Origin of the sequence: Pseudomonas sp. OV546, from assembly GCF_900116845.1 — a bacterium.
Lineage (GTDB): Bacteria > Pseudomonadota > Gammaproteobacteria > Pseudomonadales > Pseudomonadaceae > Aquipseudomonas > Aquipseudomonas petroselini.
In genome coordinates this window covers 11,531-25,921 of the sequence record NZ_FPCE01000020.1, presented here as the reverse complement: position 1 = coordinate 25,921, position 14,391 = coordinate 11,531, and the positions used below count along the sequence as shown (strand labels likewise).

The window sequence follows — 14,391 nt, the reverse complement described above, 5'->3', positions numbered from 1 at the left end:
TTACAACTGCCAGGAGCCGATATCGGCATTGACGCCATCGCCATCCGGTTGGCCGTCGGCACCGAGGGAGAACACATCGACCTCACCGTTGGCGCCCGGGTTGAGGTAGTGATAAGGGTGGCCCCAGGGGTCGTTGGGTAAGCGTTCCAGGTAGGCGCGCCAATTACTGTTCTTCGCATCCGCCGGCCGTTCCACCAGCACTTTCAAGCCCTGGTTCATGCTCGGGTAAGTGCCGTGGTCCAGGCGATAGAGTTTCAACGCCTGCATCAAACCGCCGATGTCCTGCTTGGCCGCCGTGGCCCGTGCCTGGTCCGGCCGATCGAGCACCTTGGGCACCACCATCGCCGCCAGGATCCCGAGGATGACCACGACCACCATGATCTCGATCAACGTGAAGCCACGCTGGCCGCGAGGGCCTGGCAATGGGGACGTTAGGCGCGCGATATCCATCTCGACATTCCTTGGCTGGAGTTCATTGGTGGCGCAGTGTTGCAAGAACACATGTCAGTCGTATTGAAAATCCTCGGGAGTTTCGGTCGCCAATCGGTCAACTGCCGGCGCTAGTCTGCGGACCTGTTTCCCGGCTTTGAGAGCGCCATGTACGGCCGTCGCAACGCGCAAGGTTTTACCCTGATCGAAGTGCTGGTGGCGCTGGCGATTATCGCCGTGGCCATGGCCGCCGCGGTGCGCGTGGCCGGGCTGATGACCCAAAGCAACGGCTTGCTGCGGGACAAGTCGATCGCGTTGCTGGCGGCGCAGAGTCGCCTGGCGGAACTGCGCCTGGAAGGACACTTGCGCAGCGGCAAGCGCACCTTCGTGTGTGACCAAGGCCGCTTGAAGCTGCGTTGCGAGCAGACCATCAACGCCGATGGCCGCCTGTTTCAGGTCAACCTGCAGGTGCTCGACGCCAGCCGCGAAGCGCCGCCCCTGGCGCGCCTGGACACCCAGGTCATGGCCGAGTGAGCAGCGGCAGCGCGGGGCCCTGCGGCAGCTTTTCGAGGTTGACGCGCAGCTTCTCGCCACCGCGTTCGATCTCCACACCGTCGCCTTCGATGGCCGTCAGCCGCACGCCGGGGCTGAGCCGCTCACCCAACAGAAAGCTGCGCGGCGGGCCGTCATTCAGACTGAGGATCGCCACCGCACCACGGGCACCTGCGAGCACGCCTGTGACTTTGACCTGGAGCGCCGTCGGCGCATTCGAAAACCATTGCAGCGCCGGGTTATCGCTGCGCGCCGCCAACGCCTGGGGCGTGGCTTGCGGGGTGTGGGATTCGGCGCGGGTGAGCAGCAGCGGCGTCCATACCGCCACGCCCGCCAAGGCGGCCAATACGCCCAGCGCCTGCACGCCGTGGGCCAGGGTGATACGAGGGGCAAATGTCATGGGGAGGACCTCCTGTTTGTCCGTCGCACCAGCCTACAGGTCAATTCGCACGCTTTTATTTCACACACTCCCCAGTGTTCCAGGAAGTACGCGATGAAACAGCAAGGCTTCACCCTGATCGAGCTGATGGTGGTGCTGGTGATCATCGGCATCGCCAGCGCCGCCATCAGCCTCACGATCAAACCCGACCCGCTGCACCTGCTGCGCAAGGACGCCGAACGCCTGAGCCAACTGCTGCAAGTCGCCCAGGCCGAAGCCCACGCCGACGGCCGCCCCATCACCTGGCGCGCCGACGCCAAGGGCTTTCGCTTCAACCGCCGCAGCGATGATGGCGCGAGCGTGGAATCCTTCCAGGGCGACAGCCAACTGCGCCCGCGCCTATGGGAAAGCACACCGATGCAAATCAACATCGAACCCCGGCAAACCCTGGTGCTTAATGCCGAATGGATCAACCCACCGCTGCGCGTGGTGCTGTCCGACGGGCAACACAGCCTCAGCCTGCAACGCGACGCCGCCGGCTTGATGCGCGTGGTGAGCCAGCCATGAACCGATCCCAGCACGGCTTCACCCTGATCGAAGTGATGGTGGCGATCATGCTCATGGCGGTGGTCAGCCTGATCGCCTGGCGCGGGCTGGACAGCGTCACCCGTGCGGATCAGCACTTGCAGGCGAGTACCGAGCAAACCGAGGTGTTGCTGAGAGCGTTGAACCAGATGCAGCGGGATATCAGCCTGCGGGCCAGTGTTGAACTGACAGCCCCAGACGCGCCGCAAGACACAGGCTTGGCCGCAATCACGGTGCGCAGTTCCGACAGCAAAGGCTTCCGTCTCGACGTGATCCGCAGCGCCCCGGTGGCAGGCGATGGCCTGCAACGGGTGCGCTGGTGGCTCAAGGGCGACGCCCTGTATCGGGCCGCCGCGCCGACACGTGACCGCTACCCGTTGCCGGCGGCGAAGGATGGGCTGGTGGTGTTGACCGGCGTGAGTGACCTGCAGGTGCGAGTGTGGGAGCCGGATAAGGGCTGGCGGCAGTTAAGCGGGAATCGGCGCGAGGATCCGTTGGGATTGGAAATCAGCCTGGTACGGCAGACGCCGCAGGGGGTGGAAACGTATAGGCAGGTGGTGGGGCCGTTGAAGTGAGTCAGCTCAACAACACCACCCCACCCGGCAACTCCGTGCACTTGGCCCCATAGGCATCCCGGATCAACAACGCCACGCCCGCCAGCTGCTGCAAACTGAACCGCGCCTGCACCCGGCGCTGGCCCAGTTGTTTATTCAGCAACACCAGCATCCCCGGCCGATACCGGTTGATCTCATCCACCACCGTCGCCAGCGTGGCGTTGTTGAACACCAGCACCTGTTCGCGCCAGGCCAGCACCGCCTGGGTGTCCACGCTTGTCACGTCGCTGATTCCGGCGGCGCCGTAGGTCAATTGTCGGCCTTGGTCCAGGCGCACACTGCGCCCGGCGATATCCACCGAGAGCGAACCCTGGATACAGGTGATACACACGTTATGGTCGGTGTTGCGCACATTGAACCGCGCCTGCGCCGCACTCACCCAGCCCTCGCCGGCCTGGACCTTGAGCGGTTGGGCAACGTGGGCGAACACCTCGACTTCACCTTCGAGCAATTCAATGCCCTGCCCGACCCGGCTGATGCGGGTCTGGGTATTGAGTTCCAGGCTAACCCCCTCGCTCAACACCACTTGGCGCTGCTCGCCGACGGCGGTGCGATAGTCAGCCGTGAGCCCGGCAAAACCGCCCGGTACGCCGACGCGCACCATCACCACGGCCGCCGAAGCGGCGAGCGCACCGCCAAGGAAGGCACGCCGGCCAAAGCTGCGCGGTTGCGACACATGATCGAGCGCCGGTGCCACTTGCTGCCACAGCGTCTTGGCCTGCTCGAATGCTTGGGCATGCGCGGGGCTCTGCGCGCACCACGCCTTGAGGGCCTTGGCATCGGCCACGGTGGCGCGGCCCGAGGTCAGCAGGACCAGCCAGTCGCGGGCTTCATCGTGCAGGGGGCTGGCGGCGGACTGCCGGGCGGTGGAGAAGCTAAAAATATTCAAGCGCGCACGTACTCACGGATTTATCAGGGACTCGACACTAAGACGGTTTTCCGGCACCGGGACCGAACCGCTGAATCACTTTTCTTTCCAGCCGCTTGGCACAATGGCCCAGGGCGGCCTTGATTTCTTTCTCGACCATGCGCGTGGAGATGCCGAAACGCTGGGAAATTTCCAGGTGCGGCGCCTCTTCCAGGCGGGCGGCGATCAGGATTTTGCGGCGGCGTGCCGGCAACTCGTAAAGGGCTTTGACCAGGGATTGGATTTCTTTCTGGCCGCCTACCACACGCGAGGGGTCCTGGGCTTCGTCGGCGCTTTGCAACAATTCTTCGACCTCGCTGCCGGTGAGCAAGCGCGCGTCGGCCTGGCGGCGGTCGGCGGCGATGTTCAAGGCCATGCGGTACAGGTAGGCATTGGGCTGTTGCAGGTTTGGCGGCACCTCCATGCGGTCGACCCGCAGGTAGGTTTCGTGCAGCACGTCGTTGGCCAGGTCCTCCGAGCCCAGGCGCTTGCGCAAACGCACCTTGAAGTCTTCGTAGGAGGCCAGGAACAAGCTGACCATGGTGCTGTGCCCGGAGTTTTTCATCCGCCCGAGGCTCCTTTCGCTACTGTGCATTCCATGCGCGTTCCTGTGGTGTCAGGCATCAAAAGTAAAGTCACGGGTTGGCGCAGTGAGCTGGGTGCGGGGCGTTCGACCCGTGTTGTCGCCAGGCTGCGTACCAGTGCTTCATCGCGTTGTTCGTCGCCGGTGGAGCTGACCAACCGGCTGTGTGCAATCACCCCGTCCGGGTTGACCCATACTTGCACCAGCGCACGAAAACCGCCGGGCCGGGTCAGCGGCGAACGGCACAGGCTGGTCTCGATGGCGTGCTGCAATGCCGTCGCATAGCTGGTGTTGATCCGCGCTGTATGCCGTGCCGCCGCCCCCTGGGTCGGGGGTGGCGGGCTGACATCGGGCAGCTGCAAGGTAAATGCATCGCTGCGTGCATAACGTGCCATCAGGCCACTCCCTGTCAGCAACATTGCCAGTGCTTCTTGCGCCGTAAAGCGCCCGCGCACCGCGATGGAGCGCCGGCCCCGCGTCAACTCGCGGTCCACCAGCACGGCCATCCCGGTGGCGCGGCTATACGCTTGCAGTGCGTGTTCCAGGTCTTGCGCCGCAAGGTTCAACGACAGCAGCGGAGCCTCGGCCTGCGCGGCGCGACCACCGAGCAGCAGCAACAGCAAGACCAGGGCGCACACGGCGCGCCGCCAGCCCCCCTGTCCACCCCCTGCTCTGCATCGCTGCACGGCCGACGCGCCCTAGAAAACCGTCATCCTGAGGCCAGTTTATGAACCTGATGTTACGGTGATAGCAAAAAAAACATCACGGTGACGAGCAGCCAGCTGCACTAGACTCTCAAGCCTTACTGGCCCACTCCTGCGGGCCCGCCAGGAGGCTCCGATGAAAGTGTTAGCGTCCCTTGCCAGCCTGTTGCTGTGCACTGCCCTGCCCTTGATCGCCCATGCCGACACTTGCGCAGAGGTCACGGTGGATGGCTACAAGGCGCCTGACTATGGCTGCCTCAGCCAACAGATGGGCAGTGAAACGAATGCGACAACAGCGACGCAAAAAAACCGCGAGGCGCAGCACATCGCCGTCGAAAAGCGCCTGCCCAATAAAGTGGGTTTAGCCACTCCGGCGGCGACCAGTGTGCGTATGGGCAACACCTTCGGTACGTCGGTGAAACCGCAGCGGCCCTAAGCCGTCAGGCAGATAGCCTCTCTCGATCTGCAGTGCGCCCATAAAATTGTGGGAGGGGGCTTGCTCCCGATGGCGGTGGGTCAGTCACAGACGTTCTGACCGGAACACCGCTATCGGGAGCAAGCCCCCTCCCACGGGGTTCTACAGGGGTTTATAGCGTGCGTTTCAAGCCGCGTGGCTTTCCTTTTTCAAGCTGTCCATGTCGATCACGAACCGATACTTCACATCGCCCTTGAGCATGCGCTCATAGGCCTCGTTGATGCCCTGGATATCGATCATCTCGATGTCGGAGACAATCCCGTGCTTGGCGCAGAAGTCCAGCATGTCCTGGGTCTCCTGGATCCCACCGATCAGCGAACCGGCCAGGCTGCGGCGCTTGAAGATCAGGTTGAACACGGTCGGCGACGGGTGCGGGCTGTCGGGGGCGCCGACCAGGGTCATGGTGCCGTCGCGCTTGAGCAGGTTGAGAAAGGCGTCGAGGTCGTGCGGCGCGGCGACGGTGTTGAGGATGAAGTCCAGGCTGTTGGCGACCTTGGCCATTTCGTCCGGGTTCTTCGACACCACCACTTGGTCGGCGCCCAGGCGCAGGCCGTCTTCGCGCTTGTTCGGCGAGGTGGTGAACAACGTGACGTGCGCGCCCATGGCGTGGGCGATCTTCACCGCCATATGCCCCAGCCCACCGAGGCCCACCACACCGACCTTCTTGCCGGGGCCGACCTTCCAGTGATGCAGCGGCGAGTAGGTGGTGATGCCCGCGCACAGCAACGGCGCGACAGCGGCCAGGTTGGAATCGTCGTGGGAGATGCGCAGCACGAACTTCTCCTTGACCACGATGCTGTCCGAGTAGCCGCCAAAGGTGTTTTCACCCCCGAAAACCGGACCGTTGTAGGTGCCGGTAAAGCCGCTCTCGCAGTATTGCTCCTCGCCTTCGGCGCACGACGCGCAGTGCTGGCAGCTGTCGACCATGCAGCCGACACCGGCCAGGTCGCCGACCTTGAAGGTCGTCACATTGCCCCCGACCGCCGTCACGCGGCCGACAATTTCATGGCCCGGCACGGAGGGGTAAAGGGTGTTCTTCCACTCGTTGCGCGCGGTGTGCAGGTCGGAGTGGCACACGCCGCAATAGAGAATGTCGATCTGTACGTCATCCGCCCCCGGCGCGCGGCGCTCGAAGGTGAAGGGTTTGAGGGCATCCTTGGCGTTCTGGGCGGCGTAGCTGTAAGTCTTGGCCATTTCGTTCACCTGTGTGATCTGACGGTAGAAGTCAGTGGACCAGCATAGATGCTGAACCGTTCAACCGAGCACGTCTGTACAATTTCCTTCGCCTCTGTGCCCCTAACCTCACGGCTTCAATCGCGTAGAAGTGCTGGAGAGTGGGCATGCGTAGCAAAGCAATCAAGGTATCTGTGGCATTGACGCTGCTGGCGAGCGCAATGATGGGCAATGCCTTCGCGGCAACCCCGAGCGTGGCCGTGGCCCCGCAATACGACACCAGCCACGTCTATGTGGCGCCGGCCGATGTCGACCGTTTCGCCCAGAGTTTCCTGGCCACCTTCGGCGGTAAAAGCACCGCCCAGGTGGTGGTGAATGTGCTGCCGGTGCCCAGCAGCACCACCTCGCAATTGCTGCAGACGCCGGCGGGCACGGTGTCGCTGTTTGGTTTCACCACGCCGATCCCGCACCCGTTCGGCCAGGAGCGCAACGGTTACCTGGTCAAGGACATGGACGTCGCCCTCAAGGCCGCGCGGGAAAACGGCGCGGCGGTGATCGTCAGCGACTTCCCCGACCCGATCGGCCGTGACGCGGTGGTGCAGTGGCCAGGCGGTGTGAACATGCAATTCTACTGGCACACCAAGACCCCGGATTACGCAGCGTTCCAGACCGTGCCGGAAAACCGCGTGTACCTCAGCGCCGACCGTGCCGACCGCTTTATCAAGGCGTTCCTCGGCTTCTCCCACGGCAAAGTCCTGGCCGATGACAAACACGCGCCGGGCGTGGACATCGGTCAAGCCAACGGCAGCTATCGACGTGTCGACATCGAGTCGCCGTTCGGGCGCATGGCGGTACTGGTCACCAACGGCCAACTGCCCTACCCGTTCGGCCATGAGACCACCGGCTATCAAGTGGCTGACCTGACGGGCACGCTGGGCAAAGCCACCGGTTCCGGCGCCACCGTGGTGGTGCCGGCCTTTGAGAGTAAAGGCCGTCGCAGTGCACTGGTGGAATTCCCCGGCGGCTATGTCGCGGAGATTCATCAACTCAACGCAGCAAAATGACGCGTCGCACAGGCTGGGGCCTGGCCGTGCTGTGGCCGCTGCTCGCCGGCAGCGTCCACGCCGATGAGCAAGCGACACGCCCGGCCATCAAGGCCAACCGCTGGCAGGAAGACTGGTCGGTGCTGCAGAACCCGGCGCTGCGCACGCAGCCGCTGGACACCTTGAAGTACATCCCGTTGTCGAGTGTCGACCCGTTGACCTACCTGTCCCTCGGTGCGACGTTGCGCGAGCGCTTCGAGATGAACGACGCCAGTGGTTTCGGCGTGCGCGACGTGAAGCGTGACCGCTACCTGATCCAGCGTTTCCAGGTGCATGCCGACCTGCACCTGAACGAAAACTGGCGGGTATTCACCCAACTCGAAGACGTGCGCGCCTACGACAAAACCACGATTGGCGGCGCCGACCAGAACCGTGTCGACCTGCGCCTGGCCTTTGCCGAATACGTGAATACCTTCAGCAGCGGCACGCTGAAGGCCCGCGTCGGGCGCCAGGATTTCGCCTTCGATTTGCAGCGTTTCATCTCGTCGCGGGACGGCCCGAATGTGCGGCAGTCCTTCGATGCGCTGTGGGCCGACTGGGAGACGTCCAACTGGCGTTTTATCGGGATTGCCAGCCAGCCGGTGCAGTACCAGGACGGGCGGCACTTCGACGACAAATCCAACAGCGATGCGCGCTTCCACATGCTGCGCGTGGAGCGGCTGGTGGGCGGCAAGAACGAACTGTCGGCCTACTACGGCGTGTATGAACGCAGCGCGGCGCATTACCTCGACGCGGACGGCGACGAGACCCGCCACCTGTTCGACGCTCGTCTGGGCGGCGCGGCCATGGGGTTTGACTGGGACGTCGAAGCGATGCTGCAAAGCGGCTCGGTGGGCAGCAAGGATATCCGCGCCTGGGCCGGTGGCAGCCGCACCGGCTACACCTTCGACAGCCTGGCCTGGACACCGCGCCTGGGCCTGCAACTGGACATCGCCTCGGGCGACCGTAAAACCGGGGACGGCACCCTCGGCACGTTCAACCCGCTGTTCCCCAACGGCTATTACTTTTCCCTCGCGGGCTACACCGGCTACAGCAACTTGATTCACGTCAAGCCGTCGATCACCGTCAAGCCGATCGACAAGCTCAGCGTGCAAACCGCCATCGGCCTACTGTGGCGACAAACCACCCATGATGCGGTTTATACCCAACCAAACCTGCCCGTCGCCGGAACCGCCGGCCAAGGTGAACGTTGGACGGGCGCCTACGGTCAGCTGCGTACCGACTATGTGTTTACGCCGAACCTCACCGGCGCCGTCGAAGCCGTGCATTACGCGGTCGGCCGAACCCTGCGCGATGCCGGCGGTGATGACAGCAATTACCTGGGCGTCGAGCTGAAATTCAGCTGGTAGCCCCAACCAAGCACACCCATACAAGCCCGGCGCACGCTTTATACCCATAGTGATGCTGAGCCATTTTCCCACTACCAAGGAGTTTTCCATGAGCACATTTGTTGCCAAAGACGGTACCCAGATCTACTTCAAGGACTGGGGCAGCGGTAAGCCCGTGCTGTTCAGCCACGGCTGGCCGCTGGATGCAGACATGTGGGAATACCAGATGGAATACCTGAGCAGCCGTGGCTTTCGCACCCTCGCGTTCGACCGCCGTGGCTTTGGCCGCTCGGACCAACCCTGGACCGGTAACGACTACGACACCTTCGCCGACGACATCGCGCAGTTGATCGAGCACCTGGACCTCAAGGACGTGACCCTGGTGGGCTTCTCCATGGGCGGCGGCGACGTCGCGCGCTACATCGCCCGCCACGGCAGCGCACGGGTTGCCGGCCTGGTGCTGCTGGGTGCGGTGACGCCGCTCTTCGGCCAGAAACCGGATTACCCGCAGGGCGTGCCGACTGAAGTGTTCGATGGCATCAAGGCTGGCCTGCTGAAGGATCGCGCGCAGTTCATCGCCGACTTCAATACGCCGTTCTTCGGCATCAACAAGGGCCAGACCGTCTCCGCAGGCGTGTTGACCCAGACCCTGCAGATCGCCTTGCAGGCGTCCCTGAAGTCGACCGTGGATTGCGTCACTGCATTCTCTGAAACCGACTTCCGCCCGGACATGGCCAAGATCGACGTGCCGACCCTGGTCATCCACGGCGATGGCGACCAGATCGTTCCGTTCGAAACCACCGGTAAAGTCGCCGCGGCCTCGATCAAGGGCGCCGAACTGAAAGTCTACAAGGACGCGCCACACGGGTTCGCCGTGACCCACGCGCAGCAGTTGAATGAAGACCTGCTGGCGTTCCTGAACCGCTGAAACGCCTGAACCACCCTCTCCTTATTTTGGCCGGGCTTGCCCGTCATGCCAGTCAGTTAAGGGTGAGCACCGTACCTGTGGCGAGGGAGCTTGCTCCCGCTGGGTCGCGAAGCGGCCCCAGCTCTTTGTTTCAAAAGACTGGGACTGCTGCGCAGTCCAGCGGGAGCAAGCTCCCTCGCCACAGGTTACTTTTCGCTCTTGCTGCTTCTTAACTGACTGGCATTAGGGCTTGCCCGGCCTTTTTTTTGCTCAGGAGAAACGCTGGCTCAAGACCAGGCGCCCTGGTCCGGCGATCAATACGCTGGTGAAAATGATCAACAGCAGCCAGCCGAACTGCCCTTCGAACAACGTCCACTCCGGGTGCACCACCACCATGGCGATCAACAGCACCGCCAGGATCGGCAGGCACGCCAGGCGCACCAACACCCCGGCAATGATCAGCACCGGGCACAGCACTTCGGCGAATATTGCCAGCAGCAGCGTGACGTGGGCGCCCAAGTGAAACGGGTCCTCGATCAGCTTCAGTTGTTCGCTGTAATTCAACAACTTGGGCAAACCGTGTACCCACAGCAGGAACAGCGCCCCGCTGACCCGCAGAAACAACAGCCCCAAGTCCTGACTTTTCGATTCGTTCATACGTGCTCTCGGTGGGTGGCTACAAACGTCGATTGTGTCGACCAAGCCCTCCGCCTGCTTGCAAGCCTGTGCTGACCTCAGCCCCCGGTGCCGGCAAAGGCGGCGACGATTTCGTCGATCACCACGCGCACCCGCGCCGTGTGGCGCAGGTCGGCGTGGGTCACCAGCCACACGTCATACGGCAAGGGCCGCGTGCGCTCGGGCCACAGGCGCACCAGCCCGTCGCGCTCGCCGGTGTACACCGGGATCTCGCCGATGCCGATGCCGGCAGCGATGGAGCGGCGCACCAGCAGGCTGGAACTCAAGGCCGCGACGATACGCCCGCGCCCCAGGGGTTCAGAGACCAAGGCCATGTCCTTCTGGCTTTGCAGGTAGGGCTGGTAGACGACCAAGTCATGCCCGTCGAACAGGCTGCCGGGCTCGGGCACGCCGTGGCGGTCGATGTAGCCCTGGGAGGCAAACAGCCCGACCGACCAACGGGCGATGCGCCGTGCGATCAGGTCGGGGTTATCGGGGCGGGTGTTGCGCACGGCAATATCGGCTTCACGCTTGGCCAGGCTGAGGATCTGCGTAGAAGCGTCCAACTGCACGCGCACGTCGGGGTGTTTGGCGTGCAGGCAGGCGATCGCGGGGATCAGGAAATCGATGGCCAGGGAGTCGGTGGTGCTGACCCGCACGGTGCCGGTCAAGCGCTCGTCCAGGCCTTGGATCTGGCGCTCAAGGTCGAGGGCCGAGCGCTCCATTTTCTCCACCGAGAGCAAGGCTGCCTCGCCTACCGCCGTGAGCGCATACCCCTCGGACGTGCGCAGGAACAAGGTGGCGCTCAGGGACTTTTCCAGGGCGTTGACCCGCCGGCCCACCGTGGCCTGATCCACGCCCAGCACCCTTGCGGCACCGCGCAGCGTGGATTCGCGGCAGACCGCCAGGAACACTCGCGCATCATCCCAATTCATACCTGCCCCTTGTGATGCATATATGCATCGCTATGCCGTGTAATCGCAGCATTATTGCATCAACAAATCTGGATATGCTGGGCGCCAGAGAAAAATACCCAGGACCGCCATCATGCTCGACGCCCCCACCCCACCTCGCCGCTCAGTCTGGCTGCCGATCTTCGCCGGCCTCTGCGCCAGCCTGGTCAGCATCGGCCTGGCGCGGTTCGCCTACACGCCGTTGATCCCGACCTTGATCCAGGCGCAGTGGTTTTCCGCCAGCGACGTGGTCTACCTCGGTGCCGCCAACCTGGTGGGTTACCTGATCGGCGCGCTGATCGGTCGGCCCATCGCCCAGCGCACCTCCAACAAGACCGCCCTGCGCATCATGATGGTGGCGGTGACCTTGGCGTTCTTCGCCTGTGGCTTCCCGCTGTCGGTGGTGTGGTTCTTTGCCTGGCGCCTGCTCTCGGGCATTGCCGGGGGCGCGATCATGGTGCTGGTAGCAGCGACCGTGCTGCCCCATGTACCGGCGGCGCGTCGGGGCCTGGCCAGCGGCGCGATCTTCCTTGGCATCGGCCTGGGCATTGCCGGCTCCGGCACCCTCGTGCCGCCGCTGCTGAGCCTGGGGTTGCAGCAGACCTGGTTTGGCCTGGGCCTGTTGGCGCTGGTGTTGACGGCCGCCAGTTGGTTCGCCTGGCCCACCGGTACGCTGCAGGAAGCCGCGGCCCCCGCGGACACCTCAGCGCGGACGCCGTCCGGCGTGTACCTGTTGTTTGCCCAGTACGCCTTCATGGCGGCGGGCCTGGTGCCGGCGATGGTGTTCCTGGTGGATTACGTGGCCCGTGGCCTGGGTGACGGCGCACACGTCGGCGCGATGATCTGGGTGATGTACGGCCTGGGCGCGATTGTGGGGCCGGTGTCCTACGGTTTCCTCGCCGATAAACTCGGTGCACGCTTGAGTATCCGCGTGGTGCTGGTGGTGCAGGCGATTGCCGTCGGTTTGTTGCCATTCGCCGGCTCGTTCAGCGCCCTCGCGGTGCTGGCGGTGATCCTCGGCTCTTTCCCGCCGGGCATCGTGCCGCTGGCACTGGCGCGGGTGCATGAACTGTTGCCGAATCATCACCAGCAGCAAGTGGCCTGGAGCCGCGCTACTGTGTCCTTCGCGACGTTCCAGGCGCTGTCCGGGTTTGCCTACTCGGCGCTGTTCAACACCAGCGGCGGCCAGCATGCGCTGTTGTTCATGATCGCCGCCGGGGCCATCGTGGTCGCGCTGGCGCTGGAACTGGGCATGATTATGCTGAACCGTCGACCGCTTGGTACGGTCCCAACCCATACGCTCATCGCTGCAGGTACTCTGAAATGACGCTTCCTCAAGAAATGACCCTGATCGAAATCACCACCCCCGGCGGGCCTGAAGTGCTGCAACCGCGCCGCGCCGAGGTGCCTGTCGCAGGCCCCGGCGAGATCCTGATCCGCGTGCATGCCGCCGGGGTCAACCGCCCTGACGCCCTGCAACGCGCCGGCAAGTACCCGATGAAACCCGGCTTCAGCCCGATCCCAGGGTTGGAGGTGGCCGGTGAAGTGGTGGCGTTGGGCGATGGCGTGAGCGAATACCAGTTGGGCGACAAGGTTTGCGCCCTGACCAATGGCGGCGGCTACGCGCAGTTCTGCAGCGTACCGGCCAGCCAGGCCCTGCCGATCCCCGAGGGCATGGACTGGATCCAAGCCGCCGCTGTGCCGGAAACCTTCTTCACTGTCTGGGCCAACCTGTTTGGCCTTGGCGATGCGCACACCGGTCAGCGCGTGCTGATCCATGGCGGCACCAGCGGTATCGGCACCACCGCGCTGATGCTGTGCCGCGAGTTCGGCATCCAGGCCTTCGCCACCGCCGGCAGCGCCGACAAATGCGCAGCCATTGCCACGCTGGGCGCTGAGCCGATCAATTACCGCGAGCAGGATTTTGCCGAGGTCATCGCCCAGAAGACCGATGACCAGGGCGTGAATGTCATCCTTGACATCATGGGCGCCTCCTACCTCAACAACAACCTCAAGGCCCTGGCCATGGACGGTCACCTGGTGATGCTGGGCTTTCTCGGCGGTGGCAAGGCCAATGATGTCGACCTGCTGAGCATTCTCGCCAAACGCGCGGTGATTACCGGGTCACTTCTGCGAGCACGCAGCAAAGACGAAAAAGCCGCCATCGCTGAACAGTTGCGCGAGTACATTTGGCCAGTGCTGGCCGCCGGGCGTTGCTTGCCGATCATTGACAAGGTGTACGCCTACACCGACGCGGCCCAGGCTCATGCGCGGATGGAGGGTGGGGATCATATTGGCAAGATTGTGTTGCGGGTGGAGTAATACAGGGAGCGGGCTTGCCTGCGATACCCATAGGTATCTACACAATTCTGGGTATGGCGTCGGACCTGTGGCGAGGGAGCTTGCTCCCGTTGGCGGCCTGGCAGACGACCGCCATCTAACGGTTAGACCGCGATTCAAATGTGGGAGGGGGCTTGCCCCCGATAGCGGTGCATCGGTATCTACACCATTTCGGGTATGGCGGCGAACCTGTGGCGAGGGAGCTTGCTCCCGTTGGCGGCCTGGCAGACGACCGCCATCTAACGGTTAGACCGCGATCCAAATGTGGGAGGGGGCTTGCCCCCGATAGCGGTGCATCGGTATCTACACCATTTCGGGTATGGCGGCGAACCTGTGGCGAGGGAGCTTGCTCCCGTTGGCGGCCTGGCAGACGACCAGGATGTTGGATCAGACAGGGTACATATCCGTTATTTAGGTAACGGCTGCTATGGGTTCCGCTTTTACAGCGGCTCACTTTTGAAGAGCGCAAAAGTAAGCAAAACGCTCTTGCCCCAACACTCGGCACCTCGCTCACGCTCGGTGTGCCCGTAATCCGACAGGAATTCGGGGGGCCGCCGCCACGCGCCATCCATGGCGCGGGGCGGCTAAACCGGCATCCCTGCCGGTTTACCCCCCAAATCCCTGCCGAATTCCGGCCAGCGTGTTTGACGGGGCGCTTGAGATCAAGATCAAGATCAAAAGCAA

17 protein-coding genes are annotated in these 14,391 nt (G+C 63.6%); 9 read left to right on the top strand and 8 right to left on the bottom strand.

All coding sequences use genetic code 11. From position 1 onward, the window contains the following. Positions 1–450, bottom strand: coding sequence for a type II secretion system major pseudopilin GspG (gspG, locus tag BM403_RS29200; protein WP_053140795.1), 450 nt, complete (start codon positions 448–450; stop codon positions 1–3). Positions 451–597: 147 nt separating this feature from the next. Here gspG and gspI point away from each other — a divergent pair, with 147 nt between their 5' ends. Further along, positions 598–963 carry a type II secretion system minor pseudopilin GspI gene (gspI, locus tag BM403_RS29195; RefSeq protein ID WP_012723640.1) on the top strand — a complete coding sequence of 122 codons (366 nt, stop codon included), beginning with the start codon at positions 598–600 and terminating at the stop codon, positions 961–963. Here the strand turns inward: gspI and BM403_RS29190 are convergent. Next, positions 950–1,381 (bottom strand): type II secretion system protein N, encoded by a 432-nt coding sequence (locus BM403_RS29190; RefSeq protein WP_093546575.1) that lies wholly within the window; start codon positions 1,379–1,381, stop codon positions 950–952. The two genes, gspI and BM403_RS29190, sit on opposite strands and share 14 nt — an antisense overlap. Positions 1,382–1,474: 93 nt before the next feature. Here BM403_RS29190 and gspH point away from each other — a divergent pair, with 93 nt between their 5' ends. Then, positions 1,475–1,927, top strand: a complete 453-nt coding sequence (gene gspH, locus BM403_RS29185; protein WP_012723638.1) for a type II secretion system minor pseudopilin GspH — start codon at positions 1,475–1,477, stop codon at positions 1,925–1,927. After that, positions 1,924–2,520: a prepilin-type N-terminal cleavage/methylation domain-containing protein gene (locus BM403_RS29180; RefSeq protein WP_046036214.1), complete on the top strand. Its 597-nt coding sequence runs from the start codon at positions 1,924–1,926 to the stop codon at positions 2,518–2,520. The genes gspH and BM403_RS29180 overlap by 4 nt, the downstream gene beginning before the upstream one ends. 1 nt (position 2,521) lies before the next feature. Here BM403_RS29180 and BM403_RS29175 read toward each other — a convergent pair whose 3' ends face one another. From BM403_RS29175 to BM403_RS29165, 3 genes are read right to left on the bottom strand one after another with little or no spacing between them, the layout of a single operon-like run. Then, positions 2,522–3,448 (bottom strand): FecR family protein, encoded by a 927-nt coding sequence (locus BM403_RS29175; protein WP_012723636.1) that lies wholly within the window; start codon positions 3,446–3,448, stop codon positions 2,522–2,524. Between the two features lie 37 nt (positions 3,449–3,485). Then, positions 3,486–4,031, bottom strand: coding sequence for an RNA polymerase sigma factor (locus BM403_RS29170; protein WP_046036215.1), 546 nt, complete (start codon positions 4,029–4,031; stop codon positions 3,486–3,488). Further along, entirely contained in the window at positions 4,028–4,687 is a 660-nt protein-coding gene (locus tag BM403_RS29165) for a secretin and TonB N-terminal domain-containing protein (protein WP_256577232.1), read from the bottom strand. The genes BM403_RS29170 and BM403_RS29165 overlap by 4 nt, the downstream gene beginning before the upstream one ends. Positions 4,688–4,889: 202 nt before the next feature. On the opposite strand from BM403_RS29165, the gene BM403_RS29160 reads away from it, so the two are divergent. Next, positions 4,890–5,189 carry a hypothetical protein gene (locus tag BM403_RS29160; protein ID WP_012723633.1) on the top strand — a complete coding sequence of 100 codons (300 nt, stop codon included), beginning with the start codon at positions 4,890–4,892 and terminating at the stop codon, positions 5,187–5,189. Between the two features lie 165 nt (positions 5,190–5,354). On the opposite strand, the gene BM403_RS29155 is transcribed toward BM403_RS29160, so the two are convergent. Continuing rightward, positions 5,355–6,422 (bottom strand): NAD(P)-dependent alcohol dehydrogenase, encoded by a 1,068-nt coding sequence (locus BM403_RS29155; RefSeq protein WP_012723632.1) that lies wholly within the window; start codon positions 6,420–6,422, stop codon positions 5,355–5,357. 146 nt (positions 6,423–6,568) lie between these two features. Here BM403_RS29155 and BM403_RS29150 point away from each other — a divergent pair, with 146 nt between their 5' ends. The 3 genes from BM403_RS29150 to BM403_RS29140 all read left to right on the top strand — a co-directional run bounded on the left by BM403_RS29150 (position 6,569) and on the right by BM403_RS29140 (position 9,760). Beyond that, positions 6,569–7,465: a glyoxalase gene (locus tag BM403_RS29150; protein WP_093546573.1), complete on the top strand. Its 897-nt coding sequence runs from the start codon at positions 6,569–6,571 to the stop codon at positions 7,463–7,465. After that, positions 7,462–8,853, top strand: coding sequence for an alginate export family protein (locus tag BM403_RS29145; protein WP_093546570.1), 1,392 nt, complete (start codon positions 7,462–7,464; stop codon positions 8,851–8,853). The genes BM403_RS29150 and BM403_RS29145 overlap by 4 nt, the downstream gene beginning before the upstream one ends. An 88-nt stretch (positions 8,854–8,941) precedes the next feature. Then, complete coding sequence (locus BM403_RS29140; RefSeq protein ID WP_046036221.1) at positions 8,942–9,760, top strand: alpha/beta fold hydrolase; 819 nt, start codon at positions 8,942–8,944, stop codon at positions 9,758–9,760. Between the two features lie 249 nt (positions 9,761–10,009). Here the strand turns inward: BM403_RS29140 and BM403_RS29135 are convergent, their stop codons facing one another. Both BM403_RS29135 and BM403_RS29130 read right to left on the bottom strand, forming a co-directional pair. Then, a complete protein-coding gene (locus tag BM403_RS29135) occupies positions 10,010–10,396 on the bottom strand; it encodes a DoxX family protein (protein ID WP_046036222.1) in 387 nt (128 codons plus the stop codon). 77 nt (positions 10,397–10,473) lie between these two features. Continuing rightward, the gene (locus tag BM403_RS29130; RefSeq protein ID WP_012723627.1) at positions 10,474–11,349 is read right to left on the bottom strand and encodes a LysR family transcriptional regulator; all 876 of its coding nucleotides are present in this window, start codon (positions 11,347–11,349) and stop codon (positions 10,474–10,476) included. 112 nt (positions 11,350–11,461) lie between these two features. On the opposite strand from BM403_RS29130, the gene BM403_RS29125 reads away from it, so the two are divergent. After that, positions 11,462–12,694, top strand: a complete 1,233-nt coding sequence (locus BM403_RS29125; RefSeq protein WP_046036224.1) for a YbfB/YjiJ family MFS transporter — start codon at positions 11,462–11,464, stop codon at positions 12,692–12,694. Beyond that, complete coding sequence (locus tag BM403_RS29120; protein ID WP_012723625.1) at positions 12,691–13,689, top strand: NAD(P)H-quinone oxidoreductase; 999 nt, start codon at positions 12,691–12,693, stop codon at positions 13,687–13,689. The genes BM403_RS29125 and BM403_RS29120 overlap by 4 nt, the downstream gene beginning before the upstream one ends. The last annotated feature ends 702 nt before the right edge of the window (positions 13,690–14,391 follow it).

What these genes read in the sequence shown, in the direction of transcription:
- gspH (WP_012723638.1), top strand. Translation starts at nt 1,475, where the DNA reads ATGAAACAGCAAGGCTTCACCCTGATCGAGCTGATGGTGGTGCTGGTG.
- gspI (WP_012723640.1), top strand. Translation starts at nt 598, where the DNA reads ATGTACGGCCGTCGCAACGCGCAAGGTTTTACCCTGATCGAAGTGCTG.
- BM403_RS29125 (WP_046036224.1), top strand. Translation starts at nt 11,462, where the DNA reads ATGCTCGACGCCCCCACCCCACCTCGCCGCTCAGTCTGGCTGCCGATC.
- BM403_RS29145 (WP_093546570.1), top strand. Translation starts at nt 7,462, where the DNA reads ATGACGCGTCGCACAGGCTGGGGCCTGGCCGTGCTGTGGCCGCTGCTC.
- BM403_RS29170 (WP_046036215.1), bottom strand. Translation starts at nt 4,031, where the DNA reads ATGAAAAACTCCGGGCACAGCACCATGGTCAGCTTGTTCCTGGCCTCC.
- BM403_RS29180 (WP_046036214.1), top strand. Translation starts at nt 1,924, where the DNA reads ATGAACCGATCCCAGCACGGCTTCACCCTGATCGAAGTGATGGTGGCG.
- gspG (WP_053140795.1), bottom strand. Translation starts at nt 450, where the DNA reads ATGGATATCGCGCGCCTAACGTCCCCATTGCCAGGCCCTCGCGGCCAG.
- BM403_RS29160 (WP_012723633.1), top strand. Translation starts at nt 4,890, where the DNA reads ATGAAAGTGTTAGCGTCCCTTGCCAGCCTGTTGCTGTGCACTGCCCTG.
- BM403_RS29150 (WP_093546573.1), top strand. Translation starts at nt 6,569, where the DNA reads ATGCGTAGCAAAGCAATCAAGGTATCTGTGGCATTGACGCTGCTGGCG.
- BM403_RS29130 (WP_012723627.1), bottom strand. Translation starts at nt 11,349, where the DNA reads ATGAATTGGGATGATGCGCGAGTGTTCCTGGCGGTCTGCCGCGAATCC.
- BM403_RS29135 (WP_046036222.1), bottom strand. Translation starts at nt 10,396, where the DNA reads ATGAACGAATCGAAAAGTCAGGACTTGGGGCTGTTGTTTCTGCGGGTC.
- BM403_RS29120 (WP_012723625.1), top strand. Translation starts at nt 12,691, where the DNA reads ATGACGCTTCCTCAAGAAATGACCCTGATCGAAATCACCACCCCCGGC.
- BM403_RS29190 (WP_093546575.1), bottom strand. Translation starts at nt 1,381, where the DNA reads ATGACATTTGCCCCTCGTATCACCCTGGCCCACGGCGTGCAGGCGCTG.
- BM403_RS29155 (WP_012723632.1), bottom strand. Translation starts at nt 6,422, where the DNA reads ATGGCCAAGACTTACAGCTACGCCGCCCAGAACGCCAAGGATGCCCTC.
- BM403_RS29140 (WP_046036221.1), top strand. Translation starts at nt 8,942, where the DNA reads ATGAGCACATTTGTTGCCAAAGACGGTACCCAGATCTACTTCAAGGAC.